Origin of the sequence: Clostridium sp. 16K-1-R1 (assembly GCF_023921145.1) — a bacterium.
Taxonomy (GTDB): domain Bacteria; phylum Bacillota; class Clostridia; order Clostridiales; family Clostridiaceae; genus Sarcina; species Sarcina perfringens.
In genome coordinates this window covers 1,133,433-1,157,308 of the sequence record NZ_CP046515.1, presented here as the reverse complement: position 1 = coordinate 1,157,308, position 23,876 = coordinate 1,133,433, and the positions used below count along the sequence as shown (strand labels likewise).

Below are 23,876 nucleotides of genomic sequence, written 5' to 3'. Positions count from 1 at the left end.
CCTAAAAATTAAACTTATTATAAGTTTTATATTAAAGTTTTGATACATCACCTTTTATTAAATCTTAATTCTAAAATGTTATTTTAAAAGAGCATTTCTTAAGCCAAGTAGGATTAACCCCTATCTTCTTTCCTATTTTTTCACTAATTCCAAAGGAATTATCTATTTCCAATATATAAGAAGCTTCTCCTTTACCTAAAGAATTTCCCTCTAAACTTTCCTTCTCTCCTCTTTTATTAGAAGCCTTAAGTTCCTGAACCTTATTAATTAAGCCTTCAAAATCCTCTATCCACAGAAATTCATTTTTACCATTTAAAATTCCACTTTCTAAAATATTTCTTGCTTTATCTTCCTTAAAAGATTTCTCTCCAGATTCCTCCAAAGGGTTACTGTCCCTTTCTTTGTTTAAACCATTAGCATCTTTCATCCCCTGCTTAGCTTCATAATCCCTTGTATCATTTCCACTCCACTTAATCTCTAAAGTTTTATCTCCCTTTAGTTCTACTTTTCCCTCATCATTAAGATTCATTTCCTCAAGAACTATATTAGTATAAGATGAAAAGTCATTTCCCTCTTCAGCCTCTATCTTTAAAGAATTTATATTAAGCTCATGATGCAAGTAATTTGCTATCTCTTCTAATTGCTCCCTAACTATATACTCATGAAACTTACTAGCCTCTAAAAGATAATTTTCTCTCTCTTTCTTAGGATGACTTATGTAATATTTCTTCTTTGCCACCCATCTATCCCCCAAAGGATTATAAAACTTCTCAAGTTCCTCTTCCTTATCTATAAAATAAAGATTTCCCTCCAAATAAAAGTCCTCTATTCCTCTCATTAAGTTACCAATTGAATAAAAAGAATTAGTTTTTCCTCCTATAGGAAAATTGCTCCTCTTATCACTACTAAAATTTCTTCCTGTTATTCCTGTATTAATTTTGTATATTCTAACATTCATTCTCTAATCCTCACCTTAATGTTTTATCTTTTAAGTTTAAAATAATTACCTTTTCATGTAATTAAAACGCTTTCTTTAAATATACCATGTGAATTAATTACTTTCCACCTCCATAAATTTGTTTATAATAATTATCTAAAAAAATTCTTAACTCTATTTAATTTCTCATTATTTAAAACTTCCTTATAGAAATCTTGTTTTTTAACATCTTATCTTTAGTAATAATTAAAATTTTAAAAAAGCCATTATTAGCCTTTAATTTTTAATATAGTTTTGAATAATGGTTTTATTCTTAATTAATTGGAGATAATAAGTCTGTTTACTCAAATTTTTAAAAATGATTTAAATTTATGAATGTGATAAAATAATAATATTACCCAAAAAAAGAACTTTGAAAGGAGAACATAAATGAAACCAGAAGAATTACTAAAAGAAGCTAATTTACTTCAAGAAACTATTGTTTCAAACAGAAGATATTTACACTCACATGCTGAGACAGGATTTGATTTAAAAAACACTCTTGCCTTTGTAAAAAAAGAGTTAATTGATATGGGCTATGAGCCAATAGAATGTGGTAAAGCAGGACTTATTGCTTTAGCAGGTGGAAAAAAGGAAGGAAAGGTTTTCTTAATAAGAGGTGACATGGATGCCTTACCAATTAAAGAGGAATCAGATGTTGAGTTTTCTTGCCAAAGTGGAAAAATGCATGCCTGTGGCCATGATATGCACACATCTATGATGCTTGGTGCTGCAAGATTATTAAAAAAACATGAGGATGAAATTGAAGGAACTATTAAACTTATGTTCCAACCTGCTGAGGAAATTTTTGAAGGTTCTAAGGATATGATTAAAGCAGGAGTATTAGAAAATCCAAAGGTTGATCAGGCACTAATGATTCATGTAATGGCAGGAATGCCTTTTAATGCAGGTACTGTTATTGTTCCTGTACCTGGAATTGGAGCTCCAGCTGCTGATTATTTTGAAATAAAGGTTCAAGGAAAAGGATGTCATGGTTCTATGCCTAACACTGGAGTTGACCCACTTAATGTAGCTGCTCACATTTTAATTGCATTACAAGAAATTCATGCTAGAGAACTTGCCATAAGCGATCAAGCAATTTTAACAATTGGAACAATGAATGCTGGTATTGCTGCCAATGTAATCCCTGACACAGCTACTATGGGTGGAACTATTCGTACTTTTGATGAAGAAACACGCTCATTTATAAAGGAAAGAATTGAAGAAATTACAGAATGTACTGCAAAATCCTTTAGAGCTTCAGCTGAGGTAATCTGGGGAAGTGGATGCCCAACCTTAGTTAACGATAAAGACTTAACTGTATGCTCTGAAAAATACATAAAAGAACTTTTAGGGGAAGATAAAACATTCTCTGTTGCCAAACTAAATGCCATGGCTGGAAATCAAAAATCTGCTAAAACCTCTGGTTCAGAAGACTTTGCTTACATAAGCCAAAAAATCCCTGCTATCATGTTAGTTTTAGCTGCTGGAACCCCAGACAAAGGATATCCATACCCTCAACACCACCCAATGGTTAAATTTGATGAAGAAGTTTTATCAAGTGGTAGTGCAGTTTACGCCTACACAGCAATGCGTTGGCTTCAAGACCATAAGTAAACTTAATTACAAACCTATTTTTGAAGAATTTGATAATATACTTAGATAAAAAAGTTAGCTTAAAAACTTTCTTCAAAAAATTCCCCAAAACATAAACAAAATAAAAAACATAAAAAGTTATAGACTATAAATTATTAATTTATAGTCTATAACTTGCAATCTCTAACTTTATAATTTAATACTCTATGTTATTAAATATTATGTATCTAACTGAAATTTAAGTTCCAGTTATAGCCTTTGTTATTAAATGATAGATTTTAAAAAACCGCTAATTATAACAAGTTATCTCTAATTCATTATAGCCTTATCAATAAACTCACCTGCATTTTTTACTATGTCAAAAGGCTCATACTCTTTCCACATTGCTAAGTTAGATAATAAAACTACTTGCTTACTTTGACTATCTAATTTATAGTTTAATAAATCATCTATAATATCTATTTCCTTTGAATCTTCTGATGCATATACTACTGAACCAACAGAATTAAAATCTTTTACTAATATATAATACATTTATTAAATTCCTCCTTAAAATCTTCCTCTATCATAATTATATTTTTATCATATAATTCTCTTAACTTAATTCCTATACTATTATCTTTGTATTTATAAACATACTTATGAAGCCACATATTAAATATATAATCTCTTTCTGTAAAGAATTGAACTTCTATAGGGTTTATATCCATAAAGTCCTACTTTCCTTAATTATTTAATATATTTTATAAGTATATCATATTATTACTATTTCTTATAAATATATTCTTCTAATCACTTCTACTTCAATTCCAATTACACCATACTTATCTATATCTTCTTTTGAGTAATATTGTTCCATATCAGTATAATGTACAATCTCATCTTCCCTATAGCCAAGTTTTACTTTATTGAATTCTTTATATAATTCTTCAAAATTATTGTACTTATAAATATCTATTACCTTAACCTCTAATTACTTCTTATTATTCATAGTGCTTATAAAATTTATATAATCACCTTTTGAAATTTTCTTTCTCTTTTCATCATATAATCGCATTTCAATTGTTTTTGTACCAATTTCTATCATTTCAAATGAATCTGGACTTAAATTCATAACATGCCTCTTCACTTTACCATCCCCTTGATCTTAAATTATATTTAATCTTAATAATTTTATATATTCTCTTTTTCCACTTCATACTTAACTTTTTTAATATAATCTAGTATGTTCTATATTAAATATAATCCATCCAAAATTCTCTTACAATATTTAACTTAAGATCAATGAAGTTATAAAACTAAAATACACTTAAAATAATTTAAAACTAAATTCTATATTTTAATAATATTTGAATATAATGTTAAATAATGTTAAAATATTTCATATAAAAGAATTCAAAGGAGGGATTTTGTGACTTTATCTAAAAATAAAACACTAGAACTTACGAAAAGTATTTTCTCATTAATATTTATTTATATAGGAATAGAATTTTTAGCTACTATTATTCTTATTCCATTTGCCATAGTATTAAATCTAATATTTAAAGTAAATTTGTTGGGAAATCAGTATGATAGTATTTTAGATCTTATAGTAAATTGCACCGATCAAGTTTTAGGAATATATTTCTTTACTAAAATCTATAGAAAAAAGGAATTCAATGTACCAAAGATTAATAATCATATGTCCTTAAAAACCCTTGGAAAATATGCTTTAATTTCTCTCGGTGTTAGTGGAATATCAAATTTATGGATTTTTCTTATGCAATTTCTATCAACCTACTCCCCTACTATTAAAAGCAGCTTAGAAAGTTTTATTGAGCATGATGAAATATTTAACGCTAATCCTATTCTTGCTTTTATATCAGTGGCAATACTTGCTCCAATTGTTGAGGAAATTATTTTTAGGGGAATAATCTTTAATGAAGCTGCTAAATATAAAGGTGGTTCCTTTCCAATAATTATATCTGCATTATTATTTGGACTAGCTCATATGCAACCAATACAAATTGTATATGCTTTTATAGTTGGACTTATTTTTGGATTTGTATATAGTAAAACTCATTCACTTCCTATTGTAATGTTTTTACATATGCTAAATAATTTACTTACCCTTTTCCCTGAACCATTTTCAACATTTATTTCTATAATACAAATACTTTCAATAATTCCAATGATATATTTATTAAGAAAACTCTACAAAGAAAGTAAAGTCTAAGCCCCTAAAAGACACTATTAATAGATAAATTTTAAATTATTAAAAATCAAAACTACATTCTAAATTATCTTCAAAACAAAATATTCATAAAGATAAGTTTTTATAGGTTAGATTTTTGTAATAATCTCTTACCTATAAAAACCCTTAACTTCCCTAACCTTATATCTTCTTACTATCTACATAAAAATATTTTATTTACTACTATATTTTAAAACCATTAATTAAAAGAAACCCACTCTACCTCAACGTTCATTGACTCATATTTATAAAAAAAGTGATTTAATATAAAATTAAACCACTTCTTTTCTTCATAAACTATATTATAAAATTCCTATTAAATTAATAACTTTCTTCTAAAGAAATTATATGTAATATATCTCTACTTCATATAATTATCTATTAAATAATAGCATCTTTCCTTACTTTCCTTTGCCACCTCTGAATTTACCATAAGAGGAGTAACTGAACCACCTTCATATTGTTTCTTTATTTCAGCTATATTACTTTCTTTTTCTTTAATCCAAGCCATTTCACTCTTTTCAAGTTCCTTAGATTTTTCTTTGCTTAAATTTTGTTTTAAGTAATCATAAATTTGATTTAACTCATTATCATATAATTTAGCTTGTTCACCACTTATACCATTCATTCCTGCTTGTGTTGATCCTCTATTACTATCATACTCTTTATCTAACTTCTCAGACTCACTATCTATCTTTTTCATCTTTTGAAGATACTCTGATTTTGCTTTTGCTAAGCTACTTTCATCCTTTGAATTCTCCTTTTTAGAAGCACTCTTACTCTCTTCCTTCTTAGAAGAATTACTTGATCCTTTACTTTCCTTTTTATTAGAATTATCTACTTTAGCAGTCTCCTTAGTGCTGCTATCATTCTTACTATCCTCTTCTTTCTTTTCACCCTCATCTTTATTTGTAGCTTCTTTATCCTTAGGATCAGCATCCTTAGCCTGTGCTTTATCTGCTTCCCCCTTATCCTTTACCACATCAGCAGAATCTTTTGAACTAGCAGCCTCACTATTTTCTGAGCTATTTACAGAAGCCCACTCATTAGAAGTGTTTGTCTTATCTCCACAGCCAACTAAAACTCCTAAACTAAGTACCACAGCCAATAAACTAATTAAAAAATTTCTCTTCTTCATATCATAACTCCTTTTAAAATGTATTTATTCCTTTTACTTTTTCAATTATATACCAATGACAAAGATTAATTTCTTCCTTTAATTTTCTATTTAACCTTAAATCCCATGTATTTTTTTCTAATTTATAACAATAATTAACATTTACTTAAAAATAGTTATTTTTTATTTATATTTCTTACAATATATTAAAATCCAACTTTACAATAACTGTAATATTAAATATAAAAAGGAATCTTCATAGTTTCTTAGAATTATAATAGCTATAAAGTAGAAATATTCTAGTTTATGAAAAGGGGCAATCTATGGATAATCTAATACTTAAGCATCAATTTTATAAAACTCTCCAATTGCTCTTTTTACGCAATCTATGGATAATCTAATACTTAAGAGATGTAAATACTGTGACAAAACATATGAAGGAACAAGTGAAATCTGTTGCTGCTCTGAGCCTTGCAATATTAAATACCAAAAATATATGAAACAAAGAGAAAAAACTGAAACTCCAGTAAAGATTTTTTCTATAATACTATTATTAATTTTCTTTATTAATATAATGTTTTTACCTAATAATCCTATATCAAAATATTTATTCATAGCTATTTCATTAATAGCACCTACTTTACATGTAATATTTCCCTTTGGAGAAGATAAGGGTTTGCAAAAAAGAGGTGTAAAAAAGACTAAAATACTTTTCAGAACTATTGGTATAGCTATTCTAATTTATATATTAACTTACTACTTTTTAGAACAATTGTAAGTTAATATATTTATATGGAATAAAAGGTTAGGAGAGTGGTAAAATGTCAAAAGTTAAATTTAATAAACTTCCTTTAGTTTATCCTATACCATCAGTATTAATAGGAACAGTTATAAATGATAAGCCTAATTTTGCAACTATAGGAAACTGCGGAATAATAAGCGTTAACCCTGCTGTTATCTATATATCAATGGAAAAGAATCATTATACAAATAAAAGCATAAGAGAAAATCAAGTGTTTAGTATTAATATACCTTCAGCAGATTTAGTTGAAAAAGTTGATTATTGCGGACTTGTTTCAGGAAATAATATTGATAAATCACAGATTTTTAAGTGTTTTTATGAAAGTAATAATAAAATTCCAATGATTGAGGAATATCCAATAAATATGGAATGTAAAGTAACAAAGATAATTGAAATTTATGATATGGAAGTATTTATTGGTGAAATAATAGAAACTTATGTTAACCAAGACCTGCTTACAAATAGTTTTCCAGATACAAAGAAGATAAATCCACTTATTTACTCTATGGACAATAATTATTGGGAAATAGGTAACTTTATTGGCAATGCTTTTAATATAGGAAAAAATATTAAATAGTAATTTACAAAGTTTTTATATAAAAAATTATAGGTGGACAATCCACCTATAATTTCTTTAATGAATCAGGACTAATCAATAAATAAAAAACTACACATTTTTTCTATTGCCATACTTATCAAAATTCTTCCTTAAAGCTCTCTCTGTAGGAAATATTGAGGCAACTAAAACTACACACTGAATCATACAAAGTGCTCCACCTAAGGTTCCTATAGCCTGTTCACCTCTTCCAAGGACAAATAACATAATAATAAAAGTTATAGCAAACATAATCCATCCTATTTTAAGCCATAGCCTTCCACAATATTTATGTGCAAACTCCCAAGTGTCCTTATTTTTCATTGACATTGAGGTTCTGTAACCATAAAAATGATTAATTTCCTTTGGTGCCTTTTTGCTAAATTGCTTACCCAAAATAATCATTATAAGTGGTATTAATAATTCCATAACCATCATAAAAATCCAAAATCCCATTTTCTATCTCCCCTTTTAATCTAATTTATTCTTCAACATACTTTCTAACTATTTTATCTAAGGATTTTAAAGTTTCTTTCTCATTTTCAAGGTTTACTGCATAAACTCTAAGCCTTTTATGCTGATCATCCTCTAAATACCAAGACTCTAAATATTCTCCATCTTCCCCCTCTATTCTTTCATTATAAGGATAAAGAAGTATAACTGTACTTGCATTCTTATATCTAGTAAGATAAGCATACATTTGATAAAGGTCTTCTCTCTTAACTCCATGCCTATTAAACTTACTCTCTACACTCTTCCACTTTGTATCTATTATTACCCTCTCTATTCCATTCTTTTCAATTACTATATCAGGAATAAGTTTAAACACTCCTCTATTGCTTTCTTCCTTTATTAAAAGCTTGTATTTTGAATGCTGAATATGAACAGTTTCTTTATAAAGAAGTTCCTTTAAAAGCTTTCCTATATAAATTTCAAAGATTTCATTCATCTTAAAAAGTATAGAATAAACCTTATTTTCTCCTAAGTTTCCAAGGGCTGACTCTCCTAAAACAATCATCTTTCCTAAGGTAAAAGCATCCTCAAAGGGTTTATTTAACCTGTTAAAACTAAAATTATTCACCTCATTTAAGGTGATACTTCTTTCATCAACTTCTCCTAAAATCATCTCTGAAATTCTTAAAAGCTTTAAAGTTTCTCTGTTTTTTATATTCTTCATGACTTCTTTCACAAAGAAGCTCAATATCTTATTTAATTTATTATCTCTAGAAAACTCCTCAAATCTACAAAAAGCCTTTAAGCTATGAGAAGCCATGTTCTTAATCTGCTCCTGAACCCTTAAGCTTCCCTTTAAGGAATTTATATTCTCCTCAATATAAACATACTCCCCATATACTCCTTTTCTAAGCTCTTTTTGAAGTTTTTTACTAAATAAATATGCCAGTATCTCATTTAGACTTTGCTTATATAACTTTAATGAACTGATTTCTGAATAATTAACTTTCAAAATTCCACACTTAGAAAGCATATTTAACAGGGCTTTTCTTTCAAGCTCTACACTACCATTTAGGCTTATTTTAGGAAGTATTTCTATAGAAACTGTTGAAAGTCTTATATACCCAACATAGTTTATGAATCTTAAGGTATCTCTTTCCCAAAGGATATTATCCATATCTAACTTTTCAGACATAGCATAATTATAAAGTTCATTAGCCTCTCTTCTGCTTATTATCTTTTCACAGCCATAATTCCCATAAAAATCTTCTCCTTCATAATCATAAAAATCCTCTTCTTTATCTCTATAAAAATCATTTTCTCTTTGAAAACTTTTCTCTTTAACCCTCTTCTTAAAATTCTCACCTAAAGACCGTTTCTCTTGAAATTCTTTCTTAAAGTTATCCTTTAAAGAACTTTGCTCTCTAAAAAACTCTCCAACCTTACTAAAACTACCCTTGTTGTTAGTAAAATTTTTGTCAAAATTATTATCAAGAAAGTCACCTTTATTTGTTAAACTCTCTTTTTCATAATTCTTCCCTCTATGATTATAGAAGTCATTAGAATTTTCATCACCTAAATTTAGCCTTTCCAAGTGATCACTATCTTTTTCAGAACCTTTTCTACTCCCTAAATCCCCTTGTTCTCTTATTGTATCTAATATAAAGTCATCTACAATCCTAAGTGATTCATAGCTTTCCTTAATAATTATATACCTCATTGTCTATTCCTCATCTTCATAGATATTTAGAAAGGCCTCTTTTTCTGGATTTTCCACTACGGAATACTTATACTCTTCTCCATAAGAATCCACCCTCATTCCCTTAAAAAGTTTTCTTGTGTCAATTCTACTCTTTTCTATGAATCTATTAGCTCTTCCCTTTTTGCAAGCACCTCCAAGGACTAGCTCTACCTTTTCCCAATCTCCATAGAAATACTCCTGCACTAAAGGAATAATCTTATTTTTCATTATAGAAACAAGCTCCTCAAAAGTAAGGTCTTCTTTTAAAAAGTAAGAATGTCCAATTGTATGTTCCCTATCAAATAAATACTCTATCCTCTCATTAATCACCCTTAAAAACTCTCTTAAATTAATCCCACAAGCATCTTCAGGTAAAAGTTCTTCCTTAGGCATGTATTCAAAAAACTCAAATCTTCTTCTTAAGGCTGTGTCTAGTAAGGCTATGGATCTATCTGCTGTATTCATAGTTCCTAATATGTACAAGTTTTTTGGCACTCCAAAGCTTTCATTTGAATATGGAAGAGTAACCTTAAGCTGATTTTTCTCCCCAAGTCTCTTATCATCCTCTATTAAGGTTATCAGTTCTCCAAAGATTTTAGAAATATTTCCTCTGTTAATTTCATCTATAATAAGCACATGGTTTTTAGGACTTTTTGAAGCTTTTCTACAAAGTTTTTTAAAAATCCCATCCTTAGGAACAAATCCAGCTCCACTTTCATTGCTTCTTAATCCTTCCACAAAATCCTCATATCCATAGCTTTGATGAAATGTACAAAAGGCTATTTGTCCTTCATCTAAAAGTTCATTAAAAACCTTAATTGCCTCTCCTCTCTTCCCTTCATTCCCTATTAACTCTTTATACTTTTTAAAATCAATAATCTCTAAAGCTCTATTTATGGCATTATAAGTTTTCCCTGTTCCTGGCGGACCATATAGAATTTGATTTTTCACCTTAAGAATCTTTGGTTCTTCTAAATACTCTTCTCCATCCTCATTAATTCCTAGCTCTTCCTCACTTGATAAGAAATACTCTCCTTCAACAGCTAAGTCATAATAAGGCTTAAGCTCTCTAACTGCCTCTTCAAAAAACTCTCTTATTTCCTCTTTGCTAATTCTCTTAACCTCTTCATAATATAATGTTCTTCCTATTTGAAGTTTTAACTCTTTTCTTTCCTTAACATCCTGTATTAAAGCCCTTATATCACTTGTTTTTCCTCTCTCTAAATAACTATAATCACTATAATTATCCCAGTACTCAAATTTATCCTCATAAGGATCTAACTCCTCTAAAAATCTAAAATGTCTAACATAGTCACCTTCATCGCTTTTTAAATCTTTAGTTTCTAAAACCACCCTGAATCTAAGCTTATTTCCCTCCTCAATCTTATCTGCAAATATGGATATGCTAGTTGAAAATCCTATCTTCTCTGGCTCCTTAAGCTCAATCCAAAGATAGTTTCTAACCCTTGTAACCCTTGCAGCAACTAACCACTTTGAAGCTCCCTTTTTTTCATAAACTAAGCCCTCTTCTTTAAATAAATCCCCAATAGCTCTAAATTTACTTAAAGTCTCCTGTGCCTCTTCTCTCAAAGCTATATATTTATTCTTTTCCTCAATATTTTCCTCATTTTCAGGGTTACTATATTCTTCCCCTGCATGATTCTTTAAAAATTCCAATATGCTTAAATAATCCTCTTTTGTAAGGTCCTTAACTTCCTTAGTAACTTCATTCTTTATCTTATCCATATAAAAACACCTTCTATATAATTTTCAATTTGTAAATAATCCACCTATGCAACATTCTATCTATGTGTTCCATAATTTTATATCCTATATTTATCTTATAAATAATTTACCCCAAATAAAAATTCTTATCTTATAAATAAATATAACAAAAGAGAATGAAAAATTCAATTCTCTTTTAAAATTATTTTCTGTTTTTAGTACATTCCCTTACCTTGCATTATTAAAATAATAACCAGTATTAAACTATACATTGATTTATCTGAAAAGAAAAAGAATATTAACCTTATTATGGTATATCTTAAAGCCAATTTCTTATTATACTTAAAATAAATTATACTAAGTATAAATATAATTACATTTAAAATCATTAAACAATCTATTATTAAGTTCAAATTCTCATAAAGTGTTGTAAAGTTAAAAAATATAAATGCTGTACAAATAAATTCTATTATTAAGCCTATAAATATTACTCTATCAATATTTATTTCAATGCTACCTTTTCCCATTACTAATTTCTCCATAATAAATATAATTATTTTTCTTTATTTTCAATAAATACAGCTATAACCCCACAAAAAATAGCACCGACTATTGAAATCCAAAGAGCAGTATTCATTTGAAATCCCCCCCATCTATATATTTAATCATATTCTTAAGACAATTTAACCTTTCTATTAATAACCTTCATTCTGTGCGAAACCTCCCACCCTAACTCTATGCTTCCTATTTGCTCTAGAGTATTTTCATCATATATAAATATCTTTGAATCCCTAGTTAATATAAATAAGTAACCATCCAAACTCTCTATATAACTTATATCCTTTACATCATCAACTAATTTTTCAAACTCAAGTGTCTCCTTATTAAAAATAAGAAAACCATTATTCTTATTATGAATTTTTCCATTTAATACATACTCATATTTCTCATTGCCATAAAAGCTACCATTCATATCATAAGGAATCTCTTTTCTCTCCTTGATCTCCCCATGACTGTCCATAACAATAATTTCATTTTTATTTAAATCTCCACTTTCTTTTAAAGTTATATTGGTAAATATTACATTATTCCCTTTAGAATCTCCACATAGAGCATTAACAACATTGCATATTGGTTCTTTACTAATTACTCTTCCTTCTAAAGTTTCTCTATTTATGGCATATAAACTTCTGTCCTGTGCATCTAAAAAACCTAACTTCTTAGCCCCTTCTAGGCTTAGAACTATTTCTTTTTCTCCCACATAATAATCTCTAATATATCCCTTTAAATAAAGTTCTTTAATTACTTCCTTGCTATTTGTATCAATCACCTTTAGCTTTAATCCTTGAGAATCTTCATGTTGAACAGTAATATTCTGCTCAAGGAAAATCCTATTATTTTCCCTATCACTTATTACAGTCTGTGGATTTCTTATATCATCAAACTCTATTTCATCCTCTAACTTTCCCTCATTAAAAATTAAGAGTCTATTTGCATTCTTGGGATTTTCTATATCAGAGGAATAAGGAACATATATCTTTCCACTAGAGTCCTTCTCAATAAATAAAAAGTTAGCTGAATCATACTTTACATTAATATTATCTATCTTCGAGTAATTTATATTTCCCTTCTCAATATTACTAATTTGAATTAATCCTAATCCCTTACCATGAGCTATATAAATATCATATAATGAATCTTTAGAATAACTCTTCTCAATATTTTTACCTTTTGTATAAATCCCCACTTGCTTCTTAATACTTGGTCCTATAGCTATTAAAAACACTATTATAAGCGCAGCTATAAACACTTCTTTTTTATGTTTCATAATTCCCCCTTACTTAAAACATTTTTTAATAATCCCAAACTCTTCTCCCTACAAATATTCCATTAAGTCTATATAAAAGTTTTAAGAAAGTATTTTAAAAATAATTAAGCTTTCTTAATTTCATTTAGCACACCTTCTTATGTATATTCTACCATTTTTTTATAAATTCACCACTCACTTTATCAATACAAATTTTTTATACTAAATAAAAAGCTTCTATCAAAATTTAAATTATAAAACCTCTAAAAACATATTAATAAAGTCTTATACTTACTAAATTTTGATACAAGCTCTTTGATATATTAATCAAATATTCTATTTAATTATGCTAAAAAATACTTCTTCCTTCTTTACCTGCTAGTAGTGTTCCTTGATGAAAAGACATCTTCCACTTTCCATTTTCCTCTGTCCACAAAGAACTACGAAGGGAATATCTTTTTCTCTCATCTAACTCATCATGTTTTATTACCCTGTAAGTGGCTAAAATACAATTCTCTGCAACCTTCTTCACCTTAAAATTTAATATTTCCCAATCTAATGTTCTCTCATCCTCTTCATCTTGAAAAACATCTCCACATTTATAATGATATTCACTTCCTGAACTACTAAATTCAACAAAATCATTTGATAATATTTCATTTATTTTCTCTGCTGACTTTCTCACTTCAGACTTTATTAAATCATTCTCTAGCTGAAATATTTGTTCCTTAATAGAATCCATACTACCACCTCATCTTAAGATCTAATTACTCATAATTATTTTAAAAGCCAATCCCTTTTTATTACTGTTATTAATTAAAAAAACAATTTATCCCTCTAAATATATCTCTATTAATATTTTAGATAGAAAATATTACAAAATTAAGACAACGAAAAAATATAAGCAGTTATAAGAGGAACTTTTAATTCATCCTATAACTGCTTAATTCTCTTTCTGAAAATATTAACTTTTAGTTAGCTCATAAAATTATTATGTCGAGTAATAATTTTGTATGTATTAGGCAGATAATATTAAGCTACCTAAAAATTAAATCTCTCAATAAAATTTACTACTCTTACATTATATACCATAAAACTTTATTTTAAAATAGTAATTATCAATAAATATAAATTATTACAAGTTTTTTCTTCTGAAACAACCATTTTCTTATAACATATTATCAATAAATATATTATAAACAGTAATTATCTTTTCTCTCTAAACCTCCTTGTAAAATCCATTATTCCTAATACCATAAAAATTTTAGCTTTTATAAATAATATGTAACCCTCTTGGTACTATCAGTTATTTCCTAATTAATTCTATAAATAGCTAAGCTATTTTTCCCTAAACATTATGCATATAATTAGTTTATATTCCATATATTATCTCATCTAGGTTCTTTCCCAAGCTAAAAATTATGGAACTTATAGCACTAATCAAAATTTAAATTGAGTATTTATTATAAGAACTTATTAAACTTATTTTCCTACACTTAATATATTAGCATCATTTAAAAGGAAATTTATCATAATATCTTCTTAACATTACTAAATTGATTAGGTATAAGCTTGATTCTCACAAGGAAATTTATCATAATATCTTCTTAACCCTTGCTATGTAAGTTTCTTTAATAAGAAAATTTAAGGAAAGATTTATCACAAAAGCTCATTAGACTATTTTTTATAAATTGAGGTGAATCATGAAAAAAATCATTAAACTATTTCAAGCCATACTAAACATATTTATTTTTTTAGCTCTATATTACATTTTATCCTTTATAGGATCTCTTTTATTTTTATTATTCTGCTGCTTTATAACAAAGACTTCCTTAAGACTATTACCTCCTAATTTTATTGACTCAAATTTCTTTATGATTGATGGATTTGCTTGTTTTTTAACCATGTTAGTTTATCTTCTTATATATAAATGTAAGAAATACAACAAGAACAAAATTATTAATAAACTTCCAAGAAAAGATATTCCTAAATACGCCTTAATTTCAATGGGTATGGGAGGCCTCTCTGCTCTATGGCTCATATTTGCAGACAAAATATTATCCTCTATTACCCTTGTAAAAAATAGCTTACAAAATTTTTCTCAAATATCTGAAAGCTTAAGTAATGAAGCCTATATATTTATATTTTTATCTGTAATTTTATTTGGCCCAATTGTTGAGGAGTTACTTTTTAGAGGATTAATCTTTAACGAAATAGATAAGATAAAAGGAGGAGCAGCACCTATAATTCTCTCTGGTCTTTTATTTGGATTATTCCATAGGGAGCCTGTACAAGTTGTTTATGCCTCTATATTAGGAATTATTTTAGGATTTGTATACAGTAAAACTCGGTCTCTTCCTTTAGTTATATTCATGCATATGCTAAATAACCTAGTTGCAACCCTTCCCCCTCCACTAGCTAAGCATGAAATACTCCAGTTTGTTAATGGCTTTCAAATAATAAGCATAGTTCCAATGGCCTATCTATTGTACAAGCTATACAAAAAAGGCTCTTTAACAAGCTAAGCTTAATCTTAATTTAAGGTTATTTATAATTATAAATTTAAGGATATTTATGATTATTACTTTTAAGATGTTTTTCAAATGTGCATAAAAACATCTTAATTTAATGCTCAATTAAAATTCCTCGATTAATAATAAAAACTTTTTAAATAACATTAATTCTTAAAAGTATAACTCTTAAAAACTTTAAGCACTAGTAATAAAATAATAAGACTTATATATGGCTTCTTAAATTAACACAATAATATATTTACAATAATTCTTTAAGTCCAAACATATTTAAAAGAAATTCCACCTCTAACCCCAAAAGTTTATTTTAGTAAATATTATTAAATACTATTAATTATTAGTTTATAATATATTTATAGTACTTAATTTTGGAGGATAAGAAATGAAATATTTTATTGTTGAAGGTATATTAAAAAATTCAGATAAGATTAATGAAGATATAATGAAAGAACATATGGCCTATACTCAAAAGGCAATGGATGAAGGAATGATATTAGTCTCTGGCCTTAAATCAGACATGAGTGGAGTCATATTTGTTATTAAATCAGAATCTGTAGAAAAATTAGAATCCTATTTATCAAAGGAACCATTTAAACTTTATGGAATACAGGATTATAAATTTGTAGAGTTTAACGCTCACTATTTTAATCCATCACCAAGTGAATGGTTTAAATAACATTTTAAGCAAAACTAAAAATAAAAAGAGTGTTTTAAATTACATAAATATATAACTTAAAATACTCTTTTTTATTATTTAACCTTATATATAGCCACTATTTTAATTTCTCTTTAATTTTTTAGCCCTTTAAAATATCCCAAAACCTTATACAAGATTACAACTTATTAAATAAGTTAAAACTTAAGCAAATTATATTATATGAAATCATTAATAAATTTAAAAAGCCTAAGTTTTTAAAAGCTTAATTTATTTATACCCAAAATTAACTCATTAAACCTGTAGCACTTTTTCAATTAATCATTTTATTAAATATCCTCTTTAATAGAAAAATCATTAAGATTTAAATTGTAACTATTTATAGGTAAGTCAAAAAAACTTTCTTAATTACCTATAGTATTCTTTCCATAAATAATCTAATTGTTATTATCTAAACTTAGAAGTCATTCATTAACATAGGTAGTATTTCATCAACTTCAAATATTTCTTCTGTCTCAAATATTTCTTGTAAATTTTCTATATTTTCATCTGAATGTTCAATATCTTTAGAGTAAATACGGCTAACCTCTACCATATCTTCCTCTGTAAATTCATTATTATTCTCTATAAATCTTACTACAGCAAGTTCTTTAATCATTAATGTACTGATTATAGCTAACTTTATCTTAGCAGAGACATCATAGTCAAAAATAGCTTTCATGAAATATCTAAATATAAAATATACAAGTATGTTTTTAAACTTATATAAATTTTCTTTGTAATACTCATTAAATTCCTTGTGCTTTCTTAAATAAAACTCTTCATTTCCTTCAAAACACTTTAATGCTTTCTCTAGCCCTAAAGGATCATTTGAATTTATATGTTTTATACTCTTATAAACATTTAAATATTCACATAGATTTTTATGTTTTATGCTTTCTTTTCCTTTAAAATCTTCTAGTTCCTCTATAAGTGTATTTATGAAATTTTCATCCCTATACTCTTCCATAAGCTCTGGGATTTCATCCATATCACCTAAATCTATCTTGTTTTGAACCTCTTTAACAAATTCAAGAGCTAAGGCCGCCTTTGTTCCTAAATCTAAATCATTACGCTCTATAATATTAAAAACAATATTCCTACACTCTAAAAACTCTGAAAGAACCTCTTCATCAATGCCTTCATCAAAGTAGTCTTCATCCTCAGTAAAGCTCTCCACTTCACTATTATTACATTCACTATTTTTCAAATGAAAGCACTCTCTATTTTCACTTTCACTTAAGTTAAAAAACTTATTATTTTCACTATCCCTTAAGTTAGAAGATTTACATAAATCACAGTTTGAGGAATTTATATTTTCACAGGATAAACTTAAATCATCTTCCACCTCTTCTTTAATCTCATTTTCACAATTATCCTCTTCACTTAAATTAAAAGTAGTGTTTTCAGCCTTTCTTAAAATAATTCTTGCAGCCTCTGGACATGATAAAGATAGTCCTACTTCTTTTAAATCTAAAAATTCTTCAGTATATCTAGGAAATTGCTGACAAGTATAACAAAGATGATCCTCTCCAAGATTAATATAAATCTCACACATCTTTTTTTCATTTAAGAAGGAACAGTTCCCATTATTTAAAAGGAAAATATTTTCCCCATCACTTTTAACTATCTTACTTCTTAGGATTTCTCTAAATTCACCCTCCACATTTTCATAACGCTTATAGGTTTCATCATCAATAACGATTTCCCATCCAGCACAACAAGTATCTTCGCACTCTGATGCTATACATTTAAACTCATTAAAATAATTTGGTACTCTTACTTTCATCTTTTTCCTCACAGTTTATAATAATTCTAAGTCTCACCTTTTAATTATATCAAAAAATATAATTCCTTTGTTTAATACCTTATATTTTAAAACTTTTAGAGTTCAATCCTTCTACATCATCCTAACTGTTAAAGAAGGCTAATTATCTTTAATAACTTCTCTAGAAATTATTACTTTATTAAAACTTCTCTGAAATATAAAGTTTTTTTACTCCCATTTCCTTTCTTTAAAAACTATTGTTTTATTAAAATCTCCTTAAATTAAAGCTATTAAGCTTAAACCTTCTTAAAGTTATAAAAACTAAAATTTTATAGAAAACTCCAAAAAGAATTATATTTACATTATTCCATAGTAAAGAATTTCAAATACTGTTATAATTTATTTGAAAAACTTCTATATTTTTCAAGATAGGAGTTTTTAATAATTAGGTTTCTACACCTATTTATAAGAAAAATAACTTTTAAATTAATGGGTAAATATGAATTTATGGAGGAGATTATATTTATGTGTAACAAAAACAATACCTTTGAAAAGAATCTAGATATAAGCCATAAACCAGAACCACTAATATTATTTAACAAGGATAATAACATATGGAATTCAAAGTATTTTAGAATTCCTAATATACAATTATTAAATGATGGTACAATTTTAACTTTTTCAGATATTCGTTATAATGGTCCTGATGACCATGCTTATATAGACATAGCTTCTGCACGAAGCACTGATTTTGGAAAGACATGGAGCTATGACATAGCAATGAAAAATAATCGTATTGACTCTACCTACTCTCGTGTAATGGACTCCACAACAGTTATTACAAATACAGGTAGAATAATATTGATTGCAGGCTCATGGAACACAAATGGAAACTGGGCAATGACTACCTCAACAAGAAGAAGTGATTGGTCTGTCCAAATGATTTATTCTGATGATAATGGATTAACTTGGTCTAATAAAATAGATTTAACTAAGGACTCTTCAAAAGTAAAAAATCAACCAAGCAATACAATTGGATGGCTAGGAGGAGTTGGCTCAGGTATTGTAATGGATGATGGAACAATAGTTATGCCAGCACAAATTTCCTTAAGAGAAAATAATGAAAATAACTATTATTCATTAATTATCTATTCAAAGGATAATGGTGAAACATGGACAATGGGAAACAAGGTTCCTAATTCAAATACTTCTGAAAATATGGTCATAGAATTAGATGGAGCTTTAATTATGAGTACAAGATATGATTACTCTGGTTATAGGGCAGCATACATCTCTCACGATTTAGGAAGCACCTGGGAAATATATGAACCTTTAAACGGTAAAGTTTTAACTGGTAAAGGCTCTGGATGCCAAGGCTCATTTATTAAGGCTACTACTTCAAATGGTCATAGAATAGGCTTAATTTCAGCACCTAAAAACACTAAAGGTGAATATATAAGAGACAATATTGCTGTTTATATGATTGACTTTGATGATTTATCTAAAGGAGTTCAGGAAATATGTATTCCTTATCCTGAAGATGGTAACAAATTAGGTGGTGGCTATTCTTGTCTATCCTTTAAAAATGGCCATTTAGGCATTGTTTATGAAGCCAATGGAAATATAGAATACCAAGACTTAACACCTTATTACTCACTAATTAATAAACAATAATAAAATTCTACATTATACTAAAACAAATCAAAGTAATTAATAGAATGCCATAAAATTTGAGACTAGAAGAAAATTTATATAAAAATAAAATTTCTCTAGTCTCATCTCATACTAAAATATTTCTGATTTCTCTAGAACTAATTAAAATAAAAATCTCATATTTGAGTAGGCTATGATTAGGTTTCATATTTAAAATTTTATTATATAACTTAACATTTTAGTCCTTAAAATATTCAGTTACATCAAAATAAATTTTATCAACTACTAACATATTACTTTCAAATTTATAATCTATTTTTATATTAACAAGATAATTCCAAAAGAAAATATCTCCACCTACAATTGCCTTAAGCTTTTCATTGTAAACTTCATATATTAAAAAATCTCTAAAAAATAACGTATCACCAAAGTTCTTTTTATTGTTTTGATCATTATATAATTCATTTAATTTTTTACTGCTAATGACAGACTCTTTTCCATTTATATTAATATAGACCTTAACACTATTTTCATCTTTATATACTTTTGTTTTAACATTTTTAGATATAATATCAAACGGATTCTGTACCTTAATTTCTTCCAAAGTCTCTTCCTTGAATATATGTACTTCTTGAGTATTTTTTCCTGTGCCATGTCCTGTGGTTATTATTATAACTAATTCTTTTTTTCCATCATTATTAATATCAGTTAGTATCAACTCAGGTCTAAAAGATAATCCTGAATCAACAATCCAATTAAATCTTTTCTTTTTACCTTTAACATTAAGAAGTATATCTTCATATACACTCTTTCCCTCATCAGAATCTAAAGCATATAAATATATCTCTTCATTAGGTATTTCTGAAAGTAATACTTGATTTTTTGAATTAGCTATATCTAAGGCATAACTAACTTTACTATGCATAATATTATTTATTAAAAGTAAAATAATAATGCTAATTATTACCATTTTATACCTTCTCATAATAATCACCTCAAAATATTTTTTGTAATACTTAACTAAATTATTCTAAATTTTCTTTAATACAAACACTCTAAAAAAACTTAAACAATTTAATAAAATTAAGCTTTTAATATCTTCCTAAAATTTAAATGTATTTTATTAATTTATAAAAGTCCACCGAGGAAAATATTGTAATTTATGTTATAATATTATTATTAAGCAAATGTAAATTGTGAATTATTAAAAGAGGATGGAATAAATTATAGAATCTCTATATTTTATGCTAAAAAGAACTTTTTTACAAAATATAGATGAAGTTTTAAGAATAAGCGTACCTATATATTTATGTATACTAAAACTTACTTTAAATGATTGGAGAGATTACTTATGCCACAGTTAGGTTGTTTAGCACGATTTTTCAATAGATATAAGGATGAATTTAAATTTGCAAAAGAAAATAATTTTGACTTTATGCAATTATGGTATGACAATAGGGGATTATGCTTACATGAAGATGATAAAGATTTTATTAACACTATAAATAAATATAACTTTCCTACTATTATTCATGCCGTTTTAAACATAAATGAATTTGAAGAGCACATACCCAAACTATTAGATATCCTAAATAAATTAAATCACAAAGAACTAATAATCCATCCAATATGTGAAAATGAAGATATAGACGAAGAAACCTTAAACAAATTAAACCTAAATATTAAATACGCTTTAAATATACTTAAACCACATGGAATTAATCTTTTTCTAGAAAACAATAGTAAACTTGATCCAATTTTTACAACTACTGATGAAATTCAAAAGATATTTAGCCAAAATGCTGATTTAGAATTCTTATTAGATATTGCTCATATAGATAATATTAATCACTTACAAGATCTAATTAATATTAAATATCCTAAAATTCTTCATATTGCAGATAGACATTTTGATGTTATTCATGAGCATTTACCTATAGGACATGGAGAAATAGACTTCCAGCATATATTTAGTAAGCTGTTGCCTCAATATAATGGAAAAATAATATTAGAAATAGTAAATAAAGATTCAGATATAATAAACTCTAAGAATTTAATCCAAAACTTTCTTAATACACCAAATAAATAATAAACCATATTTATCTTATTTAAAACAAGAACATAGTGTACATAATATACACTAAGTTCTTGTTTTAAGTTAAACTTAATTTAATATAACATTAATTCACATTGAAAATATCAACATAAATTCTAGTAAAATCCAATCAAAAATGGAGCAAAAGTTTTTTGCTCCATTTTAATTTATATTACTATATAATTTCAATTTTTTCTTTCAAAATGATTTCCTGTATTTGCATATATTATTGTAAATATTATTGAAACTATTAATATAACAGTTCCGATATTAAATAGTATCTTCATCATAAAAATATCACTTAAGGTAAATAATGTTATACAAAAAGCAATTATAAACATAAGTTTACCCATAAATTTACATAAAGACATAACATCATATTTTGCCTTTTTTTCCTTGGTCATAGTATTAAATCCTGCTATTAAAAATGACCATTTACCTAAGGAGAACATTATTCCTAATAAAATAAATAAAGCAATCATCAATATCTTCATACTCATAAAATCACCTCATAAATTAGATTTCTATCTTCATTCCATCATAAGCAAACTCTATTCCATCTAATCCTTTCTCAAGCTCAACATAGTCATCATAGGATTTTCCCCAATCCTCTTCTAAGTGAGTTATTATCACCCTCTTAATATTATATTTATTTTTCAATTCTTCAATGTCACCTATAGTAAATAATTCATCTCTTAAAGGGTTATCTTCTTTCAAAATAAAACCATCCTTTAATACTTCCCCTACAATGGTATTTCCTATAATTAAACAATCTGCATTCAGAAAGAGTTTGCTTTCTGGAAATGGCTTAACATCGCAAGGTGCATATATTAATTTCTTTCCTTCCTTTTCAAAAACAAATACTGTTGCATGATTTACTTTAATAAAACTCACTTTTATATTTTTAATAAATATATAGTCCTCTACACTTTTTCTCTTAATAAGATTTCTCACATTTTCGTAATAATCTAAATAAGAGCCAAACTTAAATCCTATTGAATTTATATCTTTCATAACATCTTCTAATGCAAATACTTCTATTGGGTTTTCACAATTCTTACCACAAGATAATTCTAACCAATTTAGCCTAAGATGTTCAAAAACTCTCATTCCTAAAGTATGATCTGGATCAACATGACTAAATAAAACTCTATCAATCTCTTTGATATCACAATAATTTATTCCATAAGTAATATCTTCAGGAGTATCAACTAAAAGATTTATATCATCTAAAAACAAGCTACAACCACATCTTGAATAAGATCTTCCCTTACTCCTTGCCTCTTTACATACCTCACAATTACATAATGGCTTAGGTAATGAAACACAGCCTCCGCTTCCAACTATTCTAAATTTCATATTTCTCACTCCATATACTCAAAATAATTAATAAATTTATAACATTAACTTTTTCCATTTTCTTATCTTTGTTCTGAATGTACCAAAAGGAGCTACTGTATTGACATGAATAAACTTATATACTTCCCAGACTGCTGTTTTTGTGGCTTCATCTGCCCATATTCTTTGATGTGGTTTAAATAATTCATCATTTGACATAGAATCTATCATTTTATATATATTTTCTATATTTTCAGCTAAAAGAAGCTTTAATTGTGATAATGAAAGAAATGCATATTCTTCATTAAACCAATTGTATAAATCCCCTAATTGATTCCACTTAAATTTATCCGATGGAGTTTTTACTTTTAAACCAGCTTTTTCATCCTTTTCCCAATTCAAAATTAAAGTTGTCCATCCAATTTGATATGCAAGATTTTCAGCAGGTGTTCTATCAACCTCTTCACACCTTGAATCTTTTAAATCATTTGGTATATTATCAAATTCAGCAATGTATTTTTTATAATACTTATCAATTTCTTTTTTTAATTCTTCTTTACTCTCATATGTTCTCAATGCCAACTCCCCCTTACAAATTTTATTTAATTGATTGGTTGTTTAATACACAAATAACTTTAGTCTTAATAAGATTACTCTAATTTTAATTGATATTATATCCCCCTAAAATTTCATTTAGAAACGATTACTTATATTTGCATAGATTATTACAAACATTATTGAAACTATTAAGT

The 23,876-nt window shown here is 27.0% G+C and carries 24 protein-coding genes; 8 read left to right on the top strand and 16 right to left on the bottom strand.

Features of this window, described 5'->3' with window-relative positions; translation table 11 throughout:
* Positions 1 to 70: 70 nt before the first annotated feature.
* Positions 71 to 958, bottom strand: a complete 888-nt coding sequence (locus GOM42_RS05040; RefSeq protein ID WP_110077336.1) for a hypothetical protein — start codon at positions 956 to 958, stop codon at positions 71 to 73.
* 408 nt (positions 959 to 1,366) lie between these two features.
* On the opposite strand from GOM42_RS05040, the gene GOM42_RS05035 reads away from it, so the two are divergent.
* The gene (locus GOM42_RS05035; RefSeq protein ID WP_004457079.1) at positions 1,367 to 2,593 is read left to right on the top strand and encodes a M20 family metallopeptidase; all 1,227 of its coding nucleotides are present in this window, start codon (positions 1,367 to 1,369) and stop codon (positions 2,591 to 2,593) included.
* A gap of 288 nt (positions 2,594 to 2,881) precedes the next feature.
* Here the strand turns inward: GOM42_RS05035 and GOM42_RS05030 are convergent, their stop codons facing one another.
* The 3 genes from GOM42_RS05030 to GOM42_RS05020 form a co-directional block, all read right to left on the bottom strand.
* Complete coding sequence (locus GOM42_RS05030) at positions 2,882 to 3,106, bottom strand: DUF6718 family protein (protein ID WP_004457278.1); 225 nt, start codon at positions 3,104 to 3,106, stop codon at positions 2,882 to 2,884.
* A complete protein-coding gene (locus GOM42_RS05025; protein ID WP_004457183.1) occupies positions 3,091 to 3,282 on the bottom strand; it encodes a hypothetical protein in 192 nt (63 codons plus the stop codon). Before GOM42_RS05025 ends, GOM42_RS05030 begins: the two co-directional genes overlap by 16 nt.
* A gap of 263 nt (positions 3,283 to 3,545) precedes the next feature.
* Positions 3,546 to 3,701 (bottom strand): hypothetical protein, encoded by a 156-nt coding sequence (locus GOM42_RS05020; RefSeq protein ID WP_224385399.1) that lies wholly within the window; start codon positions 3,699 to 3,701, stop codon positions 3,546 to 3,548.
* 282 nt (positions 3,702 to 3,983) lie between these two features.
* Here GOM42_RS05020 and GOM42_RS05015 point away from each other — a divergent pair, with 282 nt between their 5' ends.
* Entirely contained in the window at positions 3,984 to 4,787 is an 804-nt protein-coding gene (locus tag GOM42_RS05015; RefSeq protein ID WP_110077335.1) for a CPBP family intramembrane glutamic endopeptidase, read from the top strand.
* Positions 4,788 to 5,166: 379 nt separating this feature from the next.
* Here the strand turns inward: GOM42_RS05015 and GOM42_RS05010 are convergent, their stop codons facing one another.
* Complete coding sequence (locus tag GOM42_RS05010; RefSeq protein ID WP_110077334.1) at positions 5,167 to 5,943, bottom strand: lysozyme inhibitor LprI family protein; 777 nt, start codon at positions 5,941 to 5,943, stop codon at positions 5,167 to 5,169.
* A 367-nt stretch (positions 5,944 to 6,310) separates the two neighbouring features.
* On the opposite strand from GOM42_RS05010, the gene GOM42_RS05005 reads away from it, so the two are divergent.
* A complete protein-coding gene (locus tag GOM42_RS05005) occupies positions 6,311 to 6,700 on the top strand; it encodes a hypothetical protein (RefSeq protein ID WP_110077333.1) in 390 nt (129 codons plus the stop codon).
* 43 nt (positions 6,701 to 6,743) lie between these two features.
* The gene (locus GOM42_RS05000; RefSeq protein ID WP_070956581.1) at positions 6,744 to 7,301 is read left to right on the top strand and encodes a flavin reductase family protein; all 558 of its coding nucleotides are present in this window, start codon (positions 6,744 to 6,746) and stop codon (positions 7,299 to 7,301) included.
* A 90-nt stretch (positions 7,302 to 7,391) separates the two neighbouring features.
* On the opposite strand, the gene GOM42_RS04995 is transcribed toward GOM42_RS05000, so the two are convergent.
* The 6 genes from GOM42_RS04995 to GOM42_RS04970 form a co-directional block, all read right to left on the bottom strand.
* Positions 7,392 to 7,775: an SdpI family protein gene (locus tag GOM42_RS04995; protein WP_070956580.1), complete on the bottom strand. Its 384-nt coding sequence runs from the start codon at positions 7,773 to 7,775 to the stop codon at positions 7,392 to 7,394.
* Between the two features lie 25 nt (positions 7,776 to 7,800).
* Positions 7,801 to 9,492: an McrC family protein gene (locus tag GOM42_RS04990; RefSeq protein ID WP_110077332.1), complete on the bottom strand. Its 1,692-nt coding sequence runs from the start codon at positions 9,490 to 9,492 to the stop codon at positions 7,801 to 7,803.
* A gap of 3 nt (positions 9,493 to 9,495) precedes the next feature.
* Entirely contained in the window at positions 9,496 to 11,259 is a 1,764-nt protein-coding gene (locus tag GOM42_RS04985; protein ID WP_110077331.1) for an AAA family ATPase, read from the bottom strand.
* Between the two features lie 194 nt (positions 11,260 to 11,453).
* Positions 11,454 to 11,765, bottom strand: a complete 312-nt coding sequence (locus GOM42_RS04980; RefSeq protein ID WP_110077330.1) for a hypothetical protein — start codon at positions 11,763 to 11,765, stop codon at positions 11,454 to 11,456.
* Positions 11,766 to 11,911: 146 nt separating this feature from the next.
* Complete coding sequence (locus GOM42_RS04975) at positions 11,912 to 13,066, bottom strand: hypothetical protein (protein ID WP_110077329.1); 1,155 nt, start codon at positions 13,064 to 13,066, stop codon at positions 11,912 to 11,914.
* 328 nt (positions 13,067 to 13,394) lie between these two features.
* The gene (locus GOM42_RS04970; protein WP_003454100.1) at positions 13,395 to 13,787 is read right to left on the bottom strand and encodes a DUF4440 domain-containing protein; all 393 of its coding nucleotides are present in this window, start codon (positions 13,785 to 13,787) and stop codon (positions 13,395 to 13,397) included.
* Positions 13,788 to 14,748: 961 nt separating this feature from the next.
* On the opposite strand from GOM42_RS04970, the gene GOM42_RS04965 reads away from it, so the two are divergent.
* Together GOM42_RS04965 and GOM42_RS04960 are read left to right on the top strand one after the other, a co-directional pair.
* The gene (locus tag GOM42_RS04965) at positions 14,749 to 15,570 is read left to right on the top strand and encodes a type II CAAX endopeptidase family protein (RefSeq protein ID WP_242975668.1); all 822 of its coding nucleotides are present in this window, start codon (positions 14,749 to 14,751) and stop codon (positions 15,568 to 15,570) included.
* A gap of 388 nt (positions 15,571 to 15,958) precedes the next feature.
* Positions 15,959 to 16,252, top strand: a complete 294-nt coding sequence (locus tag GOM42_RS04960) for a YciI family protein (RefSeq protein WP_110077328.1) — start codon at positions 15,959 to 15,961, stop codon at positions 16,250 to 16,252.
* 436 nt (positions 16,253 to 16,688) lie between these two features.
* Here the strand turns inward: GOM42_RS04960 and fliB are convergent, their stop codons facing one another.
* Complete coding sequence (fliB, locus tag GOM42_RS04955) at positions 16,689 to 18,059, bottom strand: flagellin lysine-N-methylase (protein ID WP_003459848.1); 1,371 nt, start codon at positions 18,057 to 18,059, stop codon at positions 16,689 to 16,691.
* 504 nt (positions 18,060 to 18,563) lie between these two features.
* Here fliB and nanH point away from each other — a divergent pair.
* On the top strand, positions 18,564 to 19,712 hold the full coding sequence (gene nanH, locus GOM42_RS04950; protein WP_070956573.1) for an exo-alpha-sialidase NanH: 1,149 nt from the start codon (positions 18,564 to 18,566) through the stop codon (positions 19,710 to 19,712).
* 217 nt (positions 19,713 to 19,929) lie between these two features.
* Here nanH and GOM42_RS04945 read toward each other — a convergent pair whose 3' ends face one another.
* Entirely contained in the window at positions 19,930 to 20,676 is a 747-nt protein-coding gene (locus GOM42_RS04945) for a hypothetical protein (protein WP_078233490.1), read from the bottom strand.
* 366 nt (positions 20,677 to 21,042) lie between these two features.
* On the opposite strand from GOM42_RS04945, the gene GOM42_RS04940 reads away from it, so the two are divergent.
* The gene (locus tag GOM42_RS04940) at positions 21,043 to 21,780 is read left to right on the top strand and encodes a TIM barrel protein (protein ID WP_004457215.1); all 738 of its coding nucleotides are present in this window, start codon (positions 21,043 to 21,045) and stop codon (positions 21,778 to 21,780) included.
* A 191-nt stretch (positions 21,781 to 21,971) separates the two neighbouring features.
* Here GOM42_RS04940 and GOM42_RS04935 read toward each other — a convergent pair whose 3' ends face one another.
* The 3 genes from GOM42_RS04935 to GOM42_RS04925 are packed head-to-tail and all read right to left on the bottom strand — an operon-like array spanning position 21,972 to position 23,700.
* Entirely contained in the window at positions 21,972 to 22,286 is a 315-nt protein-coding gene (locus GOM42_RS04935; RefSeq protein ID WP_011590491.1) for a DUF3784 domain-containing protein, read from the bottom strand.
* Positions 22,287 to 22,302: 16 nt separating this feature from the next.
* On the bottom strand, positions 22,303 to 23,145 hold the full coding sequence (locus tag GOM42_RS04930; RefSeq protein ID WP_004457245.1) for a hypothetical protein: 843 nt from the start codon (positions 23,143 to 23,145) through the stop codon (positions 22,303 to 22,305).
* 36 nt (positions 23,146 to 23,181) lie between these two features.
* On the bottom strand, positions 23,182 to 23,700 hold the full coding sequence (locus GOM42_RS04925; protein WP_011590490.1) for a ClbS/DfsB family four-helix bundle protein: 519 nt from the start codon (positions 23,698 to 23,700) through the stop codon (positions 23,182 to 23,184).
* Positions 23,701 to 23,876: the final 176 nt, after the last annotated feature.